Genomic DNA, 16401 nt, shown 5'->3' on the forward strand with positions numbered 1-16401 from the left:
GACGCCGCGTATGCCTCGTCGAACGGAACTCGGGATCTACCGTGCGGCGTGGCGAGCTGCCACGACGACGCTGCGTATTGGACTGAGCGCGTAAGACGAAGCCACGCGAGCCTATCGCTGAACAGCGCTTTCGAGGGCAAGGCAGCGACCCAGCACGGACTCCTGTTCAGGGCGAGCGAGCGCCGACGCCCGGACGGATCGCCCTCGGATCCTCGCGTCCCGACGTGACGACCCGCGCATCGCACGGCCTCATGCCGTGCCGACCTGGCTTCACCTGTCTCCCGGCAGGTCGTGAAGGGAGGCTCTCGTGTACGCGACATCCCAGGAGCAACCCCCCGGCGCAGCGCCCGCGAGCACCCTGCCTGGAGCCACCGTGCCTTCGAGCGGCTGGATGCAGGCCGTGCTCGACCTCGCGCATGGCGTCCAGGCCGACGTTCACCGCCTCACGGTGACGGAAGCCCTCTCCACGCCATTCACCATCGACATCCTCGCCCGCACGCCGGACGCGACACTCGACCTCGGCACCCTCGTGGGCGGCGCCGCCTCCCTGCGCGTCACGCTCACCCATCGCTCTGGCCGGGTGCAGACGCGGCGGTGGACTGGACTCTGCCAGCGCGCGCGTCTCCTCCGCGGCGTGGAGCTCGCCGAAGGAGAGACAGCCATCTCCACCTATGCCCTGACCCTCGTCCCCGCACTCACGCGCCTCGCCCAGCGCACCGACTACCGCGCCTACCAGCACCAGCGCCTGCCAGACATCGTGCGCGACCTCCTCGCTCGCTGGGGCATCGACACCCGCTGGCACATCGACCCGCCCGCGCATCCGAGCGTTCCAACCAAGGTCCAGTACGAAGAGACGGATCTCGCCTTCATCACGCGCTTGCTGGAGGAAGCGGGCATCGCCACCTGCTTCCTCGATGACGACGCCGAAGGCTCGACCCTTCTACTCAGCGACGCCCTTCACGTCGCTGGTCCGCGGCGTGACGAACCTCTCCTCTACCTACCCGGCGCGAACGACCTCGCCGATGGCGACGTCGTCACTGACCTGACCCTCGACGAGACCCAGCCGCTCCCACGCCTGGTCATCCGCGACCACGATTTCTCCCGCCCCACCTGGCCGCTCACTGCCAGCGCCGCGTGCGCTCCGCCCTCCGCGCCCGACGCCCTCGAAGAGCACTTCACCTACCGCCCTGGCGCCTTCCTCGTGGACACCCAGGACGAGGTCAGCGCGGCGGATGGGGTCGACGCTCGCCTCTGCGGCAGCCCTGCACCGAGCAGCAACCCCGCCTCTCCTGCATCTCGACCCGAGCGTCACGACGAACGTTACGGTGCCCTCCTCGCCGAGCGCGTCCTGCACGCCGCCCGCATCGGCCACCGCACCCTCGGCTTCTCCACGAACAGCCTCGACCTCGCGCCCGGCACCACCCTCACCATCACCGGCCATCCCCGCGCCGACATCACCCGTGCCGCCGGCTGGCTCGTCACCACCCGGACCCTCGAAATCCACCCCGACGGAGGCTGGCTGGTCTCTGGCACGGCTGTCCCCGCCGACCAACCCTACCGACCACCGCAGCGCACCCCCAAGCCGCGCAGCCATGGCGTGCAGAGCGCGCTCGTCGTCGGCCCGAAAGGCCAGGAGATCCACACCGACGCCCACGGGCGAGTGCAGGTCGTCTTCCCCTGGCAGCGCGAGCTCCCCTGTAACGATGACACCGGCGCCTCTCGTAGCGGCACATCCTCCTTCGCCGCTTCCCCTTTCCCCATCGATTCTTCTCCTTCCCCCGCTCAACCCCCCTCCTGCTGGCTGCGCGTCAGCCAGGGCTGGGCTGGCGCGGCGCATGGCCTCGTCGCGCTCCCTCGCGTGGGCCAGGAAGTGCTCGTCGCCTTCCTCGACGGCGATCCTGACCAACCCATTGTCGTCGGCCGCGTCGCCAACGCCTTGAACCCCCTCCCTGCTCATCTGCCCGAGCAAAAGACCCACACGGTCTGGCGCAGCGCCTCCTCCCCGGGAGGCGCGACCTTCAATGAGATCCGCTTCGACGACACGGCCCGCAACGAGACGCTCTCCCTGCACGCTGGCCGCGACCTCCGTGCTCAGATCACCCTCGACGAGACCCACAGGATTGGCCGCCACCGCGTCACCCTCATCGGCGGCGGTGACAGTGCCCGCATCGAAGGCCGAGCCGTCCGCTACCTCGGCGACGACGCGCACGTCACGGTCGCTGGCGAGGCCCGCCTTCGCGTCGGCGGAGCGCTGTCCCTCACCGTCGAAGGCGACCAGTTTGCCCGCATCGACGGCCGCGCCGCCTTCGAAGCGGACGTGATCCACCTGCGTGCAGACGGCGCCCTCGTCCTCGAAGGAGCCGACATCACCCTGCGCGGTCCAGGTGGCTTCGTGCGCATCGACGGCGGCGGCGTGACCATCGACGGCGGTGCCGTGCGCATCCAGCAAGGCGGCGCTCCCGGTCGCGGTGAAGGCGCTGAACCAGCGCTACCTGTCATCCCTCTGCGAGGCGACGCCGAGCGTCCCCCTCCGCGTCGCCTGCCGCTCTTCTTCGAGTTCCCTGCCGTGCCCAAGGGCCAGTGGCCTGGTCGAGGCGAGTCGCTGACGCCCGACGACCACTTCCTCTGCTCGATCATCTGCTGGTGCTCGGACACGCCGCTGCCGCAGAGCTGCGTGACCCGCAAGCTGCGCGAGCTGGATCGCGCGTCGGGTGGCACGAGCCGGTACAAGGCCGAAGTCCGCTACGACATGACCCAGACGCCACCCGTGCCGATCATGAGCAAGCGCGAACCCTGGCGTCCCACGACCGGCAACCCGAAAGGCTGCCGCTCGCCGGACGTGGTGATCGTCAAGGACCCGAGCAAGCCCCCCACGCAGGACAACCTGGAGGAGGTCGTCGAGATCAAGTTCGGCAAGGACGCGCTCGGGGATGAGCAACGCAAGGAGTACAGAAGGATTGCTGGCAGCGACGTTCTGTTTCGCGTGCTCAGTCCAGATGACTGTGGATGTCCTCAGCCGCGGAAAGAGGAGCCGCGGCCGGTTGAGGAAGAGAACCCGCACGGGGAGGCCAGGATGGTGCTGCTGATGCTGCTGGCAGCCATCGCCTTGGTGCTTGATGATGCCCTGCCGGGGGGCCAGGCCGACGATGTCCTGCTACCGCCCGTGCTCGCGCGGCTCGCCGCTGGTCTGGCGAAGTTGCGTCCGGTCATCCAGGCATGGTTGACGCCGCCGGCGCCACCGCTACCGCTACCCACGCTGAATGAATGAAGGCCGCCTTGTTGACGTCGCCCATCTCTGAGAACAGCCAGATGAGAAGGAGAGACCGATGTTCCAGCGAAGCACGATGCCCGAGGAGATGAACGAACTGCTCGCCATGTTCGACGATCACCTCGTCGCGCGTGATGAATCCGGACGCGAGATGCTGGCCGTTGGCCTGTTCGCGACGGTTTACTTCAAGGAACCATGGAAACGCGAAGTGCGCGAAATCATCGCCGGCTTTGCCGAAAACTACATGAGGCGGTGGGCATCGCAGCTGCGCTGGGCCTTGAACCCGAAGACAGATTGCATGCAGCCTTTTGCCCATACCGAGGGCGCGCGACCGACGCAGTTTGCCGTGATCGACGATGAAGAATCAGCACTCTCCATCATGGGGTATGGCGCGACCTATGCGCGTGGCGCGAGTGCATTCCACGTGCATGCCCTCGCGGACGCCTCGACATCGCCAGATGCGCTGGGATTTCTTCGTTTCGGTTATCCCCTCGTCCCCGTGCCGGGAGTCCGGTTCGACTTGCCCGATGTTCTTCTGAAGCTGTGCCGGAAGCTGAAGCCCGTGAGCGGGTACGCTGGTGTCGGGGTGATTCCCTGTCCCGACCGAGGCGATGCGCAACGCTGGGAGGGCATCCTGGTTGACCTGGCGCAGCGCTTTCCGGGCCTCGAGATGGAATACCCTGTCGAGCATTCGATCTACCTGGCAGAGGGGCGTGACGGCAAAGGCGGGATCAAAGGCGTCAACTGGCTCACGGCCATTTCCGACGTCTGGCTCGACGAGCTGGGCGGCGCCGCAGCGGTCGCGGCCGACCTCCGGGATCTCGACCCGCGCTACATCCTGCACCGATACGACGGTGGCCTCCTCATTCAAGCTGGTGATCGTCCCGCGCTCGGTGACACCGAACGGGATGCTTGGCCCGACCTCTACGTCAAGCTCGCCAGATACCTGAAGCCGATCCGCATCACCAGGCACAGCGCGTTCGGTAGCGGTGGGCGCGGCTGGGCGTTCGGCCCTCAGGAGGTGCGAGCCTGGTTGGCGCGCTTCGATGAACGGTAGAACGGAGGTAGGCTCGTGACCGTGGTCGGTCGGCACGAGATGCTCGCGTACGGCACGAGGGGCGGACGAGGGAGAGCGAAGTCGATGAGAGCGAAGCGCTGAGCGGCTGGGGGACTGCTGATGCTGGCGGCCGTCGGAGGATGGACGGCTGGGTGCAGCAACGAAGCCGGCGACTGCGAGCGGTCGTTGACCTGCCCGCACTACGCTCCTGGTGAGGGTGGCGGAGGCGGAACGCCAGGAGCGTGTGTGCCGAGCGAACAAGTCGCGGGAGCGAGCGTGGCGAATGGCTGCGGTGTGTTCGTGTCGGCGACTGGCAAGGAAGGTGCTCCTGGCACAAAGGAGGCGCTGGTGAAGTCACTGGTCGAAGCCATCACAAGGGCGCGTGAGGGTGGGACCGGTCGGGTCTATGCGTGCGCCGAGGACTTCGAGGAAGCGGCGGAGCTGCGGGGGGCGTCGTCGATTGCGGTGCTGGTGGAAGGATTGCCACTGGAACTGGTGAGAACCGTGCTGGTAGCTGGGGATGGCGGAGAAGGGGAGGCGGGAGCGGCGCATGCCGGGGCGGCGCAGGCGGGGGAGGATGGGAACGATGGGGGCGAGGCGTGCTCGGGAGCCGCGGTCTTTGGTGGCTTTGAGAAGGTAAATGACTGTGGCACCCCGGAAGACACAACAGACGATTCCAAAGGAGGCACTGGCGGACTTGGGCAAGCAAGCCGTGGTGTCGACGGCAGCAATGGCACCCCTGTGGGCACGCCGAACCGCGGGCGGTGTACCTGCTCCACGCCGGTTGCTCGGGTGGACGTGGCGGTCCCGGTGGCAACGGCGGTCCTGGTGGTGGTGGCCTTGGCGGCCATGCCCTCGGCATCGCCTTCCAGGGCACCGCCCCTCCCACCGAAGGCCTCCAGATGGACGTCGGCGAGCCCGGCCCCGGCGGCGTGGGTGCCGCTCCCGACCAGGATGGCGCGCCTGGCGTGAAGGCCGACGTCCAGGCGTTTCCCTGAGCCCCGATGCCTGCTCCTCGGAGCGTCATGCCTGCCCGACCCCGTCGAGGAGGCTTGCCGGGGGCCCTCGGGGAGCCCTCTCCTCGCCACCTCGATGCAGCCCCTCGCCACCTCGACGCGCCCTGTCTGGCCCGGCTCGAACCTGGCACAGGCCACAAACCCCGTCCGCCAGAGCACCTGGGCAGCCCAGGTGTTCACCCGATCGCGGTGGGATGGTGACCTGGGCAGCCCAGGTGTTCATCCGATCGCGGTGGGATGGTGACCTGGGCAGCCCAGGTGTTCATCCGATCGCGGTGGGATGGTGACCTGGGCAGCCCAGGCGTGCATCCGATCGCGGTGGGATGGTGACCTGGGCAGCCCAGGCGTGCATCCGACCGGCATGGGGGTGACCTTGGCAGCCCAGGTGGTCATCCGATCGCGGTAGGAAGGTGACCTGGGCTGCCCAGGTCACGCCGCCACCGCGCCGACCCCACACCCGGGACGGACTGACCCTCCCTTGGACGGCCCCGGACAGCGCTCACGCCCCCTGGCCCCCGGACGGCCCGCGCCCTGCGACCCGGGCGTCGTCCTCCCCCCTGTCATCCGCCCTGGCCCTGTCATCCGCCCTGGCTCCAGCCATCGGGTGTGCGCGCGTCGGGGGCGTATCGCTCTGCACAGCTGGCTCACGCCCCGAGGTTCATGGGCTGCCTGTCAAGACCACCTGCCAGCGCACTTTCGATCTTTCCGTCGAGACACGTGAACTTCGCTCGACGTCGGAGCTTTCGTACCGCGCACGTGATGCAGATTGCCGTGTGTCACAATCTGAGGCTGCGTGTGAGAAATCGAGGGTCGGAGCCGGGAACTATATGAGTAGGGATGCGTGCTGTGCGCGTCCCGGAGAGAGGCTCCGATGGCTCGTCGATGCTTCAAGAAATTCGTCTGTCGTCCCTTGAGCGCAGATGCGGCGGCCTGGGAAGCGCGCATGGTGCAGGCGCTGGGGCTCGAGGATGTGCCCTGGGATCCGGGTGAGGTCTGCGCGGTGTGCGCCAAGCATCATCGCGCCCGGGACGAGGGACGACCACCGGCGTGGAGCCTGCGCGGGCTCCGCATCCTCCGCGACGGTTCGGGGGAGATCCTGCGCGTGGCGGTCGTGGTGGCCATGATGATGCTTCTGGTGCGCTGACGACGTTGCGAACGCGCTGGTCGCGTGAGCCGTCACGAACATGCTGGTCGGCTGGAGGACCCACATCATCCTTGAGGTGGTGCTCCACCATGTGCCGACCGCCGTCGTGGCGTCATTTGTTGGGCGGAGGTGTGCAGCAGTCGGCTTCCCTGCCCAGGATGGCAAGGGCGACGTCGAGCTTGTCGTTTTCACGGGACCGGTAGTGCTCGCCGAGCCGGGTGAAGTAAGCCTCACTCTTGCCGTCGGGGTCCTGGATGAACGTGCTGATGGCCTTCCATGGTGGCTCCTGGATGTCGGGTGCCAGCACGGTGCGGACCTGTTGGGCCGCGTTCTTTGCCCGGTTCCTCATTTCGTCGTCATTGGCCGACAGGGAGGGGTACACCATCTGGTTCATGCTGGCGTGGAGGTAGGGCTTCCCGAGGTAAATCGCCTGATTGGCCGTGTTCTGTCCTTCGAAGACGCTGGGGAGGCTGGCCTGCTCGAACAGATGCTGAAACAGCTCCGGTGGAAGCGGGCCCAGCTGGACGACCAGGACCCCCGAATCCTGGCTTGCGAGCCAGTCCAGGTCCTTCTGGAGATCCACCTCGCCGATCTCGGGACGGGTCTCATTGCTGGGGCGGTCTCCTGAGGGGGCTGGCTCCAGCGTGACCAGCTTGATTCGTTGCTCTGCTTCCAGCGCGTTCAGGTCTGTTCGTCGCTGCTGGTGACTTTCGTAATCCACCGTTCGATGATTGCTCAGCCGGTGAATTCTTTCCGTTTCGCTCTCGTCGCCGTGGATGAGCCGATCGACCTGGGTGAGATCCTTTCGTTGCAGATCGCCCGTGTTTACCAGGACGGCATGGCGTGGCAGGCGTGAGGTGTTCTCGCTTTGGAGTGCACCGAGCGTTCCCACCGTGACGTTGAAGAGCACGTCCTGGGGAGGCCGCAGCATGGTTTTGCCCGACTGGATGCCATAGAGTGGCGCCAGGCCGAGCGTCTCCTTTTGGTTCTCCTCGATCAGGCGTCGAAGGATTGCGGCCTTCTTCGCGAGGTCGCCCCCCTTCTCGTAGTCTTCCCACCGCGGAGGCGGCCTTGCGGGAAGCCGATAGGGAAGCTCGGCGAGCTTCTCATGCGCCTCCACGGCATCGTCGTCCATGCGGATGGATTTGAGCTCGGTGGGCTCGAACTGAATCTCATTCCTCTTCTCCCATCGATAGGGCTGGAGACGCAGAAACTTCCTGGTGCGGAGTTTTTTTGCGAGGTTCTCGTCCTCGTCAGCGGCGCCAGAGAACCCGAACTCGACCGGGGGCCAATCGTCGGTCTTTCCATCCCTGAAAGGCTTCAGCTCCAAGGTGGCGTCGTTGAGCTTCAGAGGGGGCTTCTTGAAGTCGACCTCCGGGAACAACGCCTCGAGCTTCGGGAGCGTCTTTTCTTTGTACTCTTCATCGTAAGCGATCTCGATCGTTCCCTTGTAAGCATAGCCGTGCTGATCCGCTGGCGCTGCGAGCCGTCGGAGCAGGTTCACGGAGGATGCTTGGTGTCCCCGTCCATCGGCGCTGTCGACGAACACGCGGATCGCTGAATGTTTGCCGTTGTTCAGGCATTGCTTGAAGGCTTCCCGGCCTTCGCGGATTTCCGCGTCGTTGAACCAGGATTTTCGTAAGACGCCCAGGCGGACACAGATCTCCTTGAACTGCCCGACGACCCCCGACTTCGATTCACTCCTGATGAACAGCGTGCCGAGTCCTGCCAGGGCGGTTGCGGCCAGTGCCGGGACGACGACGGGAGCGATGGCGCCCAGCGTGCTCCCCCCTGCGGTTGCGCCGTCGTCGTGAAGATTGTCTTCAGGCATGGGCCCCTCTCAATGCCAGACCCCGGAGGTGGGCGCGGGTGCGGGAGGCGAGCCGCGCAATTCGCTGGGCGGGATCGGTGAGTGTCGGATCCCCGAGCAACCTGGCGGCCCAGGGGAATGCTTCGTCGGTGTCGAAGTCCGCGCCGAGCACGAAGGCAAGTCCGATGTACTGGGTCACGTGTACCTGGAGGGTGAATCCGTGCAGTGCGGCCCGCTGCCGCGCGAGTCGGACCAGCGCACGTGTCACCAGGTCTCCGCGCATGGCGAAGAGATCTGGGAAAGAAACCTGGAGATCGTCGACGACTTCGTTCTCGAAGCGAGTCTCGGCGATCATGGATAACGTGTGAAGCTGCGCCGCTTCGATCCGCATACATCCTCCCTGTGGATGCGGGTCATCCTGGACGCGCATGGCACTGCTGGCCAGGGCTTTGAGAGTTCGCGTTCGGCGTTGGGCCCGTCGCTGGTGGTCGCTCCGTGCTGGGTCGTGTGGGCGTGGCAGCAAGGGCCGGCGCGTGCGCGCGCTTGACGCGACGACGACGGCCCGCCAGATCGGGGTCCCATGCAGCGTGACCTCGAACCTCAGGTGAGCTTCCCGTGGCTCATCCGGCTGCGCTGGCTGGCGCTGTGCGGCCAGCTCGCCGCAGTCCTGATCGCCCGTTACGGCTTCGGAGAGGAGCTGTCCTGGACCTGGCTCGGCTCGCTCATCGCCCTCTCGGGCGCGTCGAACGCCCTCCTGACGGTGTGGGTGCGCAAGAACCCCGAGAGCCGCTCGGCGGCGATGGTGCTCGGGGGCGCGCTGAGCCTGGACACGCTGGTGCTGTCCGGGCTCCTGGCCGCCTCGGGCGGCGCGACGAACCCGTTCAGCGTGCTGTACCTGGTGCACATCACCATGGCCGCCGTGGTGCTCGGGGCGCGCTGGACGACGCTGGTCGCGATCCTCGCCATCACCTGCTACGCGGCGCTGTTCTTCCTGCCGTCCCAGGGCGGCGGGCACCACCATCACCACCACGCCATGGGCAGCGGGGACCGCTTCAGCAACCACCTGTACGGGATGTGGCTGGCCTTCACGCTGGCCGCGGGGCTCGTGGCGTACTTCGTGCGGAAGATCGCGGTGACGATCGCGCTGCAACGGGAGCAGATCGCCAGCCTCCGGGAGGGGGCCGCTCGTCACGCGCGGCTGGCCTCGCTGACGACGCTGGCGGCCGGCGCGGCGCACGAGCTGGGCACCCCGCTCGGGACCATCTCGGTGGCGGCGCACGAGATGGAGCTGTCGCTGGCGAAGCTGAAAGGCGCAGAGGAGATCCACGAGGACGCGCGGCTCATCCTCGGGGAGGTCGAGCGGTGCCAGGACATCTTGCGGCGGATGGGGGCGCGCGCGACGAGCGACGCGAGCCGGGGGGTGGTGGGCGTCGACGAGCTGGAGGTGCTGCTGCGTGCGCGGGTGGAGCCGCAGCGGAGCGAGCAGGTGCGGGTCGAGGCCTCGGCGGCGCTGGGCGAGGTGAAGCTGCCCCGCGAGGAGACGCTGCAGTCCCTGGCGGCGCTGGTGAAGAACGCGCTCGACGCGGGGCCGGAGGGGGCGCCGGTGCTGGTGCGCGTGGACGGCGAGGGAGAGAGCTTGAGGGTGTGCGTGGAGGACCGGGGGCCGGGCATGGCCGACGACGTGCTGGAGAAGGCTGGGGAGCCGTTCTTCACGACGAAGGAGCCAGGGCGAGGGCTGGGGCTCGGGCTGTTCCTCGTGCGCGCGTTCGCCGAGAGCCACGGGGGCTCGCTGAGGCTGGAGTCGAAGCAGGAGGGGGGCATTCGTGCAACGCTGCGGCTCCCCAGGAAGGGGCTGGTGGCGACATGAGCATGGGAGCAGGCGTGAGCACGGGAGCAGGCGCGAGCGCTGGCGGAGACATGAGCGCTGGAGCCGGAGCGGGCGCGAACACTGGAGCGGGCGCGAACACTGGAGCGGGCGACGAGGCGCAGGAGGGGGGCGACGTGGAGGTGCTGCGGTTCCTGGTCGTCGACGATGACGAGCGGTTCCGGGAGCGGCTGGCCAAGGCGTTCCGGCAGCGTGGGTTCGAGGTGGTCACCGCGGACGGGCACGAGTCCGCGATGGCGCGAGCGAGCGAGGGGCGCGTGGATCGCGTGGTCGTGGACCTGCGCATGCCAGGGCAGAATGGCCTCGCGGTCGTGCGCGATCTGCTCGCTGCGTCGCCGGATGCGGAGGTCGTGGTGCTCACGGGCTACGGGAGCATCGCGACGGCCGTGGAGGCGATGCGGCTCGGCGCGAAGGACTACCTGACCAAGCCCGCGGACGCCGACCGGATCCTGGCGGCCTTCGAGAGCGAGTCGACCGTGGAGCCCGAGCCGCTGAGCTTCGATGTCCCCTCGCTGGCACGGCTGGAGTGGGAGCACATCGAGCGCGTGCTGCAAGAGTGCGGCGGCAACGTGTCCAAGGCGGCGCGGGTGCTCGGCATTCACCGACGGACCTTGCAGTACAAGCTGGCGAAGTTTCCCGCGAACCGCTGACCGGGACGGTGAGCGCGCGCCCCTCGCTCCGGGGTGCGAAAATTTACCGCATCTCCCGTGGCGCTCGCGGAGGCGGGTGCGAAAATTCGCCGCATCCTCGGTGTGGAGGTGCGGCGATACAGCTCCGCCGCGATGAAAGCGATCCATCCATGGGGGGGGCTCGTGGTCAGTGCGCTGTGTGCTGCCCTGTTCGTGGCGTGTGGTGACGGCGATGGGCCCGAGGAGCAGCCTCCTCCGGTGTTTTCGTCGGGGTCGACCTGCCCACCGGACTCCACGCTGACCTGGGAGAGCTTCGGTCAGGGCTTCATGGAGACCTACTGCATGAGCTGCCACAGCAGCAGCCTCTCGGGTTCGGCCCGGAAGGGAGCCCCGGTCGAGCACGACTACGACACGCTGGAGGCCAGCCGCGAGGCCGGCGCCGAGCACATCGACAGGACCACGGCCGCAGGGCCTGCGCGGGTGAACCGGCGCATGCCGCCCGTGTACCCGGAACCTTCGGAAGACGAGCGGCGAATGCTCGGGGAGTGGCTCGCATGCGGCATGCCGTGATCGCGATCGTGCTGCTGTCGCTGGGCGGGTCGAAGGCGGCGCGCGCGCAGCACTGTCACCCGCCGCCGCCGCTCGCGCCGCGCTCGCTGGGCTTGCGGGTGGGGCTCGGGGCCGAGGCGGCGACGTACAAGACCGCGCGCCACGCCGGTGAGTACCAGGGCGCCTCGCTGAACGTGGGCTGGGAGCACCGCTGGGTGATGCTCCGGGCGGCGCTGCCGGTCTACCGGCTGGTCCGCGACGGGGAGACGCTCACCGGCCTCGGTGACGTGCTGGTCGACGCGCGGGTGCCCTTCGCACGCACGGAAGGGGACACGCTGGTGGGCGGCTTCCGGATGGCGGCGACCCTGCCCAGCGGCAGCGCAGCGCGCGACCTGGGGATGGGGCACGTGATGGTGATGCCGGGTTTCTTCGTGGGGTGGCAGGCGCACGGGGCGTTCGTGCAGACGCAGCTCGCGTACGGGCGCGCGCTGGCGAAGGGCGGGCACGGGGCCCACGGCGGCGGGCAGGGGGATCACGGGGATGGGCACGGCGATCACGGCACGGGGGACACCACCCACGCGGGTGGCCCGATGCCGATCGTGAACCCGATGAACAGCTCCGAGGTCGAGGCCGCCGTGACCGTGGGCTATCTGCTGCACGAGCACCTGCGCGTGCGTGGCGGCATGTACGGCGCGATCCCGGTGGCGGCGGAGGGCGGCGCGTCCCGAGGGGCGGTGATGCTCGGTGGCGATCTGCTGTTCGGTCCCGTGGACCTCGGTGTGGAGGGGCATCTGCCGGTCGCGGGGGACCCGTTCCTCGCCAAGGCGATGGTGACGGCTGGCGTTCGGTTCTGAAATGAGGGGCGTCCAGACCTGTGCGTGAAGACGCCGAGGGCTGGGCGCGTGAATTGGTGTCGAAATCGTCGAGACGGCAGGGATGCCGTGCTGGGAGGCGCGTCGGCGAGGGCGAGAGGATCGGGGTCAGGGCTGCGCCTGCGAAAATTCACCGCATTCACACGGCCGCGCTGCGGCGTCATGAATGCTCAATCATTGCATCATTCATCCGGAGACGTTCGATGAGGAATGACTGGGTCCTGGGTCTATCGCTTGGTGTCTGTCTGGGGATGAGCGCGTCCCTGTCCGTCGGCTGCGGGGGGGACGACGATGGCGGATCGAGCGACACGACGACGACGACGAGCTCCGGCGAGGGGGGCGCTGGTGGAACGGGTGGAACGGGTGGCGTGGGGGGAACCGGAGGCACGGGCGGTTCGGGGGGGGATGGCGCCGGCGGAGGTGGCACGCAGCAGGTGGAGCTGCGGTTCGATGGGCGCGTCGGCGACGAGGCCTTCGACTGCTCGGCGACCTACACCGGGCTCGGGACGACGGCGAGCGAGGTGCGCTTCACCGATTTCCGGCTGTACATCCACGACGTGCGGCTGATCTCGGCCGAGAGCGGGGACGAGGTGCGGCTGGAGCTGGAGCAGGACGGGCTCTGGCAGTACCAGGACCTGGTGCTGCTCGATTTCGAGAACCGCACCGGGGCTTGCACCAACGGGACGACGGACACGAACGGCGTCGTTCGAGGAACGGCGCCGGCAGGGAGCTACGATGGCGTGGTGTTCAAGCTCGGCGTTCCGGCTGCGCTGAACCATGGCGATGCTGCAGCGGCACCCTCGCCCCTGAACCTGACCGCGATGTTCTGGAACTGGCAGGGCGGCTACAAGTTCGTCCGTGTCGACAGCGTGCCGACCGGCGCTCCGACGGCGTTCAACCTGCACCTCGGGAGCACGAACTGCGTGGGGGACCCCGCCGCAGGGGAGTCGGTGACCTGCGAGCGCCCGAACGTGATCGAGGTGACGCTGCGTGGCTTCGACCCGCTGAATGCCCCCGTATTCGTGGACTATGCGGGCGTGATCGAGGCGAACGATCTCTCGACGAACGCCGGTGGCGCGCCCGGGTGCATGTCGGGGATCCAGGATCCTGAGTGTGCGCCCATCTTCGAGCGCCTGGGGCTCGACATCGCGCAGGGGACATTCCTGCCCACGCAGCAGTTCTTCCGGGTGGAGTGAGGCGGGAGCGCGCGCTCTTCCTCGCGCAGCCGTTCTTCCGGCCGGCGTGGAGCGAGAGCGCGGGCTTCGTCAGGGGGTCGACGGCGGGCGGAGACCGAGGCGCTGGAGGACGGCGTAGATGCGACCCGGGTGATCGCTCATGAGGCCATCGACGCCGAGGGCGAGGAGCGCTTCGGCTTCGGCCTCGTCGTTGATGGTCCACACGTGGACCTCGACGCCGAGGCCGTGAGCGCGGCTCACGAAATCGGCCGTGACGATGGGCATCCCCTGGTACGAGGGCGGGACCTGGAGCGCAAAGCCCGGGAAGCGCTCGGGGGCCGCACCTTCCGTGGAGCCAGGCTGCGCGCCGGCCATGCCGGCCGTCATGAACGCGAAGACCTCTTCCGCCGCGAAGCCGGTGAGGACATCGGGGGCCTCGGCGCGGATGCGGCGGAGCAGGTCGAGCGCTTCGGCGGCGAGCAGGGTGCGCGGGCGGGCCTGGAACTGGTCGAGCGCGGCGAGGGTGCCGGTGATGGCCGCCGCGTCGTTCGGCTTGATCTCGATGTTCAGCGGGATGTCCGGGAAGCGCTCCAGGACCTCGAGGAGGCGGGGGATGCGGAAGCCCTGGCCACGGAAGGGGGTCGACCCGTCCGGTCGGGTGAACTGGTAGCCCGCGTCGAGCCGAGAGAGCTCGGCGAAGCTGCGGAGGGCGAGGGGACCCGTCGCGTCGGTGGTGCGATCGAGGGTGGGATCGTGGAAGACGACGATCTCGCCGTCGGCGGTGAGGTGGACGTCCAGCTCCAGGCGATCGGCGCCCGCGGCGAGGGCGGCCTCGAAGGCAGGCAGGGTGTTCTCCGGGAGCTCTCCACTTTCGCCGCGATGGCCGAAGAGGCGAGGACGAGGTCCGTCGACGTACCGCATGGGGCGACGCTAGGGCGCCTGGCGGGCACGTGTCCAGCGTGGGCTCGGCCAGCGCGGCGTGCTGCGGGCACGTGTCCTGCTTGCGCTTCGCGGCGAGGCGGGTGAGTCTTGCCGGGATGTCGGGGCGCACGTTCGCGATCGGCGACATCCACGGTGACGTGCTGGCGCTGAGGAAACTCCTCGGCAGGCTGCCACCGCTCGGAGCCGCAGACACGCTGGTGTTCCTGGGGGACTACGTGAACCGAGGGCCTCACTCGGCCGAGGTGGTCCAGCTCCTCCGCGCGCTCCCGAGGCTCACACCGGCGCGGGTGGTGACGTTGCGGGGGAACCACGAGGACGCGTGGCTCGAGATCATCGACCATGGCTGGCCCGAGTTCGTACTGCCGCGGCGATACGGCTGCCTGGAGTCGCTCCGTTCGTTCGAGGGGAGGCCGGTGCCGCAGCCCGAAGAGATGCCGGACGAGCGAGAGCTGTCACGGCTGATGCGTGGGGCCTTCTTCCCGCGGGACGTCGTCGGGTGGATGCGCGCGCTGCCCTACTTCCACGAGGACGCGCACGCGATCTACGTCCACGCGGGGTTACCGCTGGGCCCCTCGGGGTTCTTGCATCCGGCGCAGGTGGACGCGCCACCACGCGCCCTCCTGTGGCTCCGTGACCAGACGTTCTTCCGTGAGTACCGGGGCAAGCTCGTGGTCTTCGGCCACACCTCGACCGAGCTGCTGCCGCCCGAACTGTCGTCGTACACGCCGGAGGATCCCGCGGATCTGTGGGCAGGTCCCTGCACGGTCGGGCTCGACACGCGCTGCGGTCGGGGTGGGTTTCTGACGGCGCTGGAGCTGCCGGCACGGCTGGTCTACGAGTCGCGCGGCTGAGGGGCGGCTCGTGCGGTCGAGGGCGGTGCCCTTGGCTCGGCGGGGCGGCGGGGGCGCGTGCCCCTGCCGTGTGGATCAGAAAACGAAGTGGCCGCGCTCGAACTTCAGGCCCGTCGAGCGCTGCGTGGTGGGGACGATCTCGATGCTGGTGCTGTTCGTCACGGCGAGCACGATGCCGGTCGCGAGGACCGCAGCGCCTGCGCCCAGCGTGATGAAGCCGCCCGTCGTGAGGGCCTCATTGCGGCCTTCGACGATCCTGCCATTGCTCAGCCGGCTGTCGCTGCCTCCGTAGCCGTAGGCGAGCATGATGCCGCCGCCTGCCATGGCGACGCCGCCGAGGGCGCTGGCGAGGTAGCCGATCTGGCGCGCGGCCATGCTGCCGCCGTCCACGCGGACGGTGACGTCGTCCTGGTAGTCCTCCAAGCCGAAGCCGCGCGAAGGGATCATCCCCGGCGCGCCAACGAAGAAGCTCTGCCCCTTCTTGCCTTCGACGACGCGGTTGCAAGGCGCCTCGCAGGCCGTCCGGACGAGGAGGGCCTCGCCTTCTCGGTCGGAGATCACGCCGTCGATGCGCAGCAAGCGGACGCCAGGGCGGTCGGCGTCGATGTGCACACGCGGCGTCCCCTTCTTCACCGGAGGCGGCGCAGGCGGCGTGGGAGGCGTGGGCATCGGCGCAGGGGGCGGACCGGGAGGGCCGGGCGGGTGAGGCGACGGCGGGCCGGGTGGCGCGGGGGGCGCCGGCGGCGTGGGGTTCGGCGTGGACGGTCCAGGGGGCGTCGGCGGTGTGGGCTTCGGCGTGGACGGCCCAGGGGGCGTCGGCGGCGTGGGCTTGGAGGGATCGGGCGCCGGTGCAGGGCCTGGCGTCGGTGCCGGGACCGGCGGTGTGGGAGGCGTCGGCGGCGTCGGTGTGGGCGCTGGCGTCGGTGCGGGAGGAGCTGGCGGCGCCGAAGGGATCGGCGGCGTCGGGGGCTTCGACGGCGTGGGAGGAGACGGAGGTGCGGGGGGGGGAGGTGAGGGCGCTTGCTCCGGTGATGCGAGCCCGGGTGAAGGGGTCTGGGCGAGGGTCGGCTGGGCCAGGATCACCGATCCCAGGACGAGCAGGGTGGAGGGCAAACGCGGGGGACGCATGGATCTTCGGGATACTGGACACGGGCACCACGGGCAAGCGGGGGAACCGTGGTCGGGCAGGTTCGCCTGCGGCTG

The 16401-nt window shown here is 68.7% G+C and carries 15 protein-coding genes; 10 read left to right on the plus strand and 5 right to left on the minus strand.

Annotation, left to right across the window (positions count from 1 at the left end):
- Positions 1 to 307: 307 nt before the first annotated feature.
- The gene (gene vgrG / locus CMC5_RS10055) at positions 308 to 3268 is read left to right on the plus strand and encodes a type VI secretion system tip protein VgrG (RefSeq protein WP_156338412.1); all 2961 of its coding nucleotides are present in this window, start codon (positions 308 to 310) and stop codon (positions 3266 to 3268) included.
- A gap of 58 nt (positions 3269 to 3326) precedes the next feature.
- Entirely contained in the window at positions 3327 to 4325 is a 999-nt protein-coding gene (locus CMC5_RS10060; protein ID WP_050430197.1) for a type VI immunity family protein, read from the plus strand.
- Positions 4326 to 4679: 354 nt separating this feature from the next.
- Here CMC5_RS10060 and CMC5_RS46870 read toward each other — a convergent pair whose 3' ends face one another.
- Positions 4680 to 4877 (minus strand): hypothetical protein, encoded by a 198-nt coding sequence (locus CMC5_RS46870; protein ID WP_218920248.1) that lies wholly within the window; start codon positions 4875 to 4877, stop codon positions 4680 to 4682.
- A 212-nt stretch (positions 4878 to 5089) separates the two neighbouring features.
- Between CMC5_RS46870 and CMC5_RS46440 the strand changes: the two genes are divergently transcribed.
- Positions 5090 to 5323, plus strand: a complete 234-nt coding sequence (locus CMC5_RS46440; RefSeq protein ID WP_050430198.1) for a hypothetical protein — start codon at positions 5090 to 5092, stop codon at positions 5321 to 5323.
- An 889-nt stretch (positions 5324 to 6212) separates the two neighbouring features.
- On the plus strand, positions 6213 to 6485 hold the full coding sequence (locus CMC5_RS10070) for a hypothetical protein (protein ID WP_156338413.1): 273 nt from the start codon (positions 6213 to 6215) through the stop codon (positions 6483 to 6485).
- Positions 6486 to 6597: 112 nt separating this feature from the next.
- Here the strand turns inward: CMC5_RS10070 and CMC5_RS10075 are convergent, their stop codons facing one another.
- Both CMC5_RS10075 and CMC5_RS10080 read right to left on the minus strand, forming a co-directional pair.
- Positions 6598 to 8316 carry a hypothetical protein gene (locus tag CMC5_RS10075; RefSeq protein WP_050430200.1) on the minus strand — a complete coding sequence of 573 codons (1719 nt, stop codon included), beginning with the start codon at positions 8314 to 8316 and terminating at the stop codon, positions 6598 to 6600.
- The gene (locus CMC5_RS10080; RefSeq protein WP_156338414.1) at positions 8309 to 8650 is read right to left on the minus strand and encodes a hypothetical protein; all 342 of its coding nucleotides are present in this window, start codon (positions 8648 to 8650) and stop codon (positions 8309 to 8311) included. The genes CMC5_RS10075 and CMC5_RS10080 overlap by 8 nt, the downstream gene beginning before the upstream one ends.
- A gap of 225 nt (positions 8651 to 8875) precedes the next feature.
- Here CMC5_RS10080 and CMC5_RS10085 point away from each other — a divergent pair, with 225 nt between their 5' ends.
- The 5 genes from CMC5_RS10085 to CMC5_RS10105 all read left to right on the plus strand — a co-directional run bounded on the left by CMC5_RS10085 (position 8876) and on the right by CMC5_RS10105 (position 13426).
- Positions 8876 to 10162 carry an ATP-binding protein gene (locus tag CMC5_RS10085; RefSeq protein ID WP_050430202.1) on the plus strand — a complete coding sequence of 429 codons (1287 nt, stop codon included), beginning with the start codon at positions 8876 to 8878 and terminating at the stop codon, positions 10160 to 10162.
- Positions 10159 to 10830: a response regulator transcription factor gene (locus CMC5_RS10090; protein WP_245678384.1), complete on the plus strand. Its 672-nt coding sequence runs from the start codon at positions 10159 to 10161 to the stop codon at positions 10828 to 10830. Before CMC5_RS10085 ends, CMC5_RS10090 begins: the two co-directional genes overlap by 4 nt.
- Before the next feature lie 57 nt (positions 10831 to 10887).
- On the plus strand, positions 10888 to 11379 hold the full coding sequence (locus CMC5_RS10095) for a c-type cytochrome (protein ID WP_050430203.1): 492 nt from the start codon (positions 10888 to 10890) through the stop codon (positions 11377 to 11379).
- Entirely contained in the window at positions 11364 to 12212 is an 849-nt protein-coding gene (locus CMC5_RS10100) for a hypothetical protein (protein ID WP_050430204.1), read from the plus strand. Before CMC5_RS10095 ends, CMC5_RS10100 begins: the two co-directional genes overlap by 16 nt.
- 269 nt (positions 12213 to 12481) lie before the next feature.
- A complete protein-coding gene (locus tag CMC5_RS10105) occupies positions 12482 to 13426 on the plus strand; it encodes an MbnP family copper-binding protein (RefSeq protein WP_245678385.1) in 945 nt (314 codons plus the stop codon).
- A 69-nt stretch (positions 13427 to 13495) separates the two neighbouring features.
- Here CMC5_RS10105 and CMC5_RS10110 read toward each other — a convergent pair whose 3' ends face one another.
- Positions 13496 to 14326, minus strand: a complete 831-nt coding sequence (locus CMC5_RS10110) for a glycerophosphodiester phosphodiesterase family protein (protein ID WP_050430206.1) — start codon at positions 14324 to 14326, stop codon at positions 13496 to 13498.
- 116 nt (positions 14327 to 14442) lie between these two features.
- On the opposite strand from CMC5_RS10110, the gene CMC5_RS10115 reads away from it, so the two are divergent.
- Positions 14443 to 15198, plus strand: a complete 756-nt coding sequence (locus CMC5_RS10115) for a metallophosphoesterase family protein (RefSeq protein ID WP_050430207.1) — start codon at positions 14443 to 14445, stop codon at positions 15196 to 15198.
- A 75-nt stretch (positions 15199 to 15273) separates the two neighbouring features.
- On the opposite strand, the gene CMC5_RS44200 is transcribed toward CMC5_RS10115, so the two are convergent.
- Entirely contained in the window at positions 15274 to 16326 is a 1053-nt protein-coding gene (locus tag CMC5_RS44200) for a hypothetical protein (protein ID WP_156338415.1), read from the minus strand.
- Between the last annotated feature and the right edge of the window lie 75 nt (positions 16327 to 16401).

Source organism: Chondromyces crocatus, from assembly GCF_001189295.1.
GTDB classification, from domain to species: domain Bacteria; phylum Myxococcota_A; class Polyangia; order Polyangiales; family Polyangiaceae; genus Chondromyces; species Chondromyces crocatus.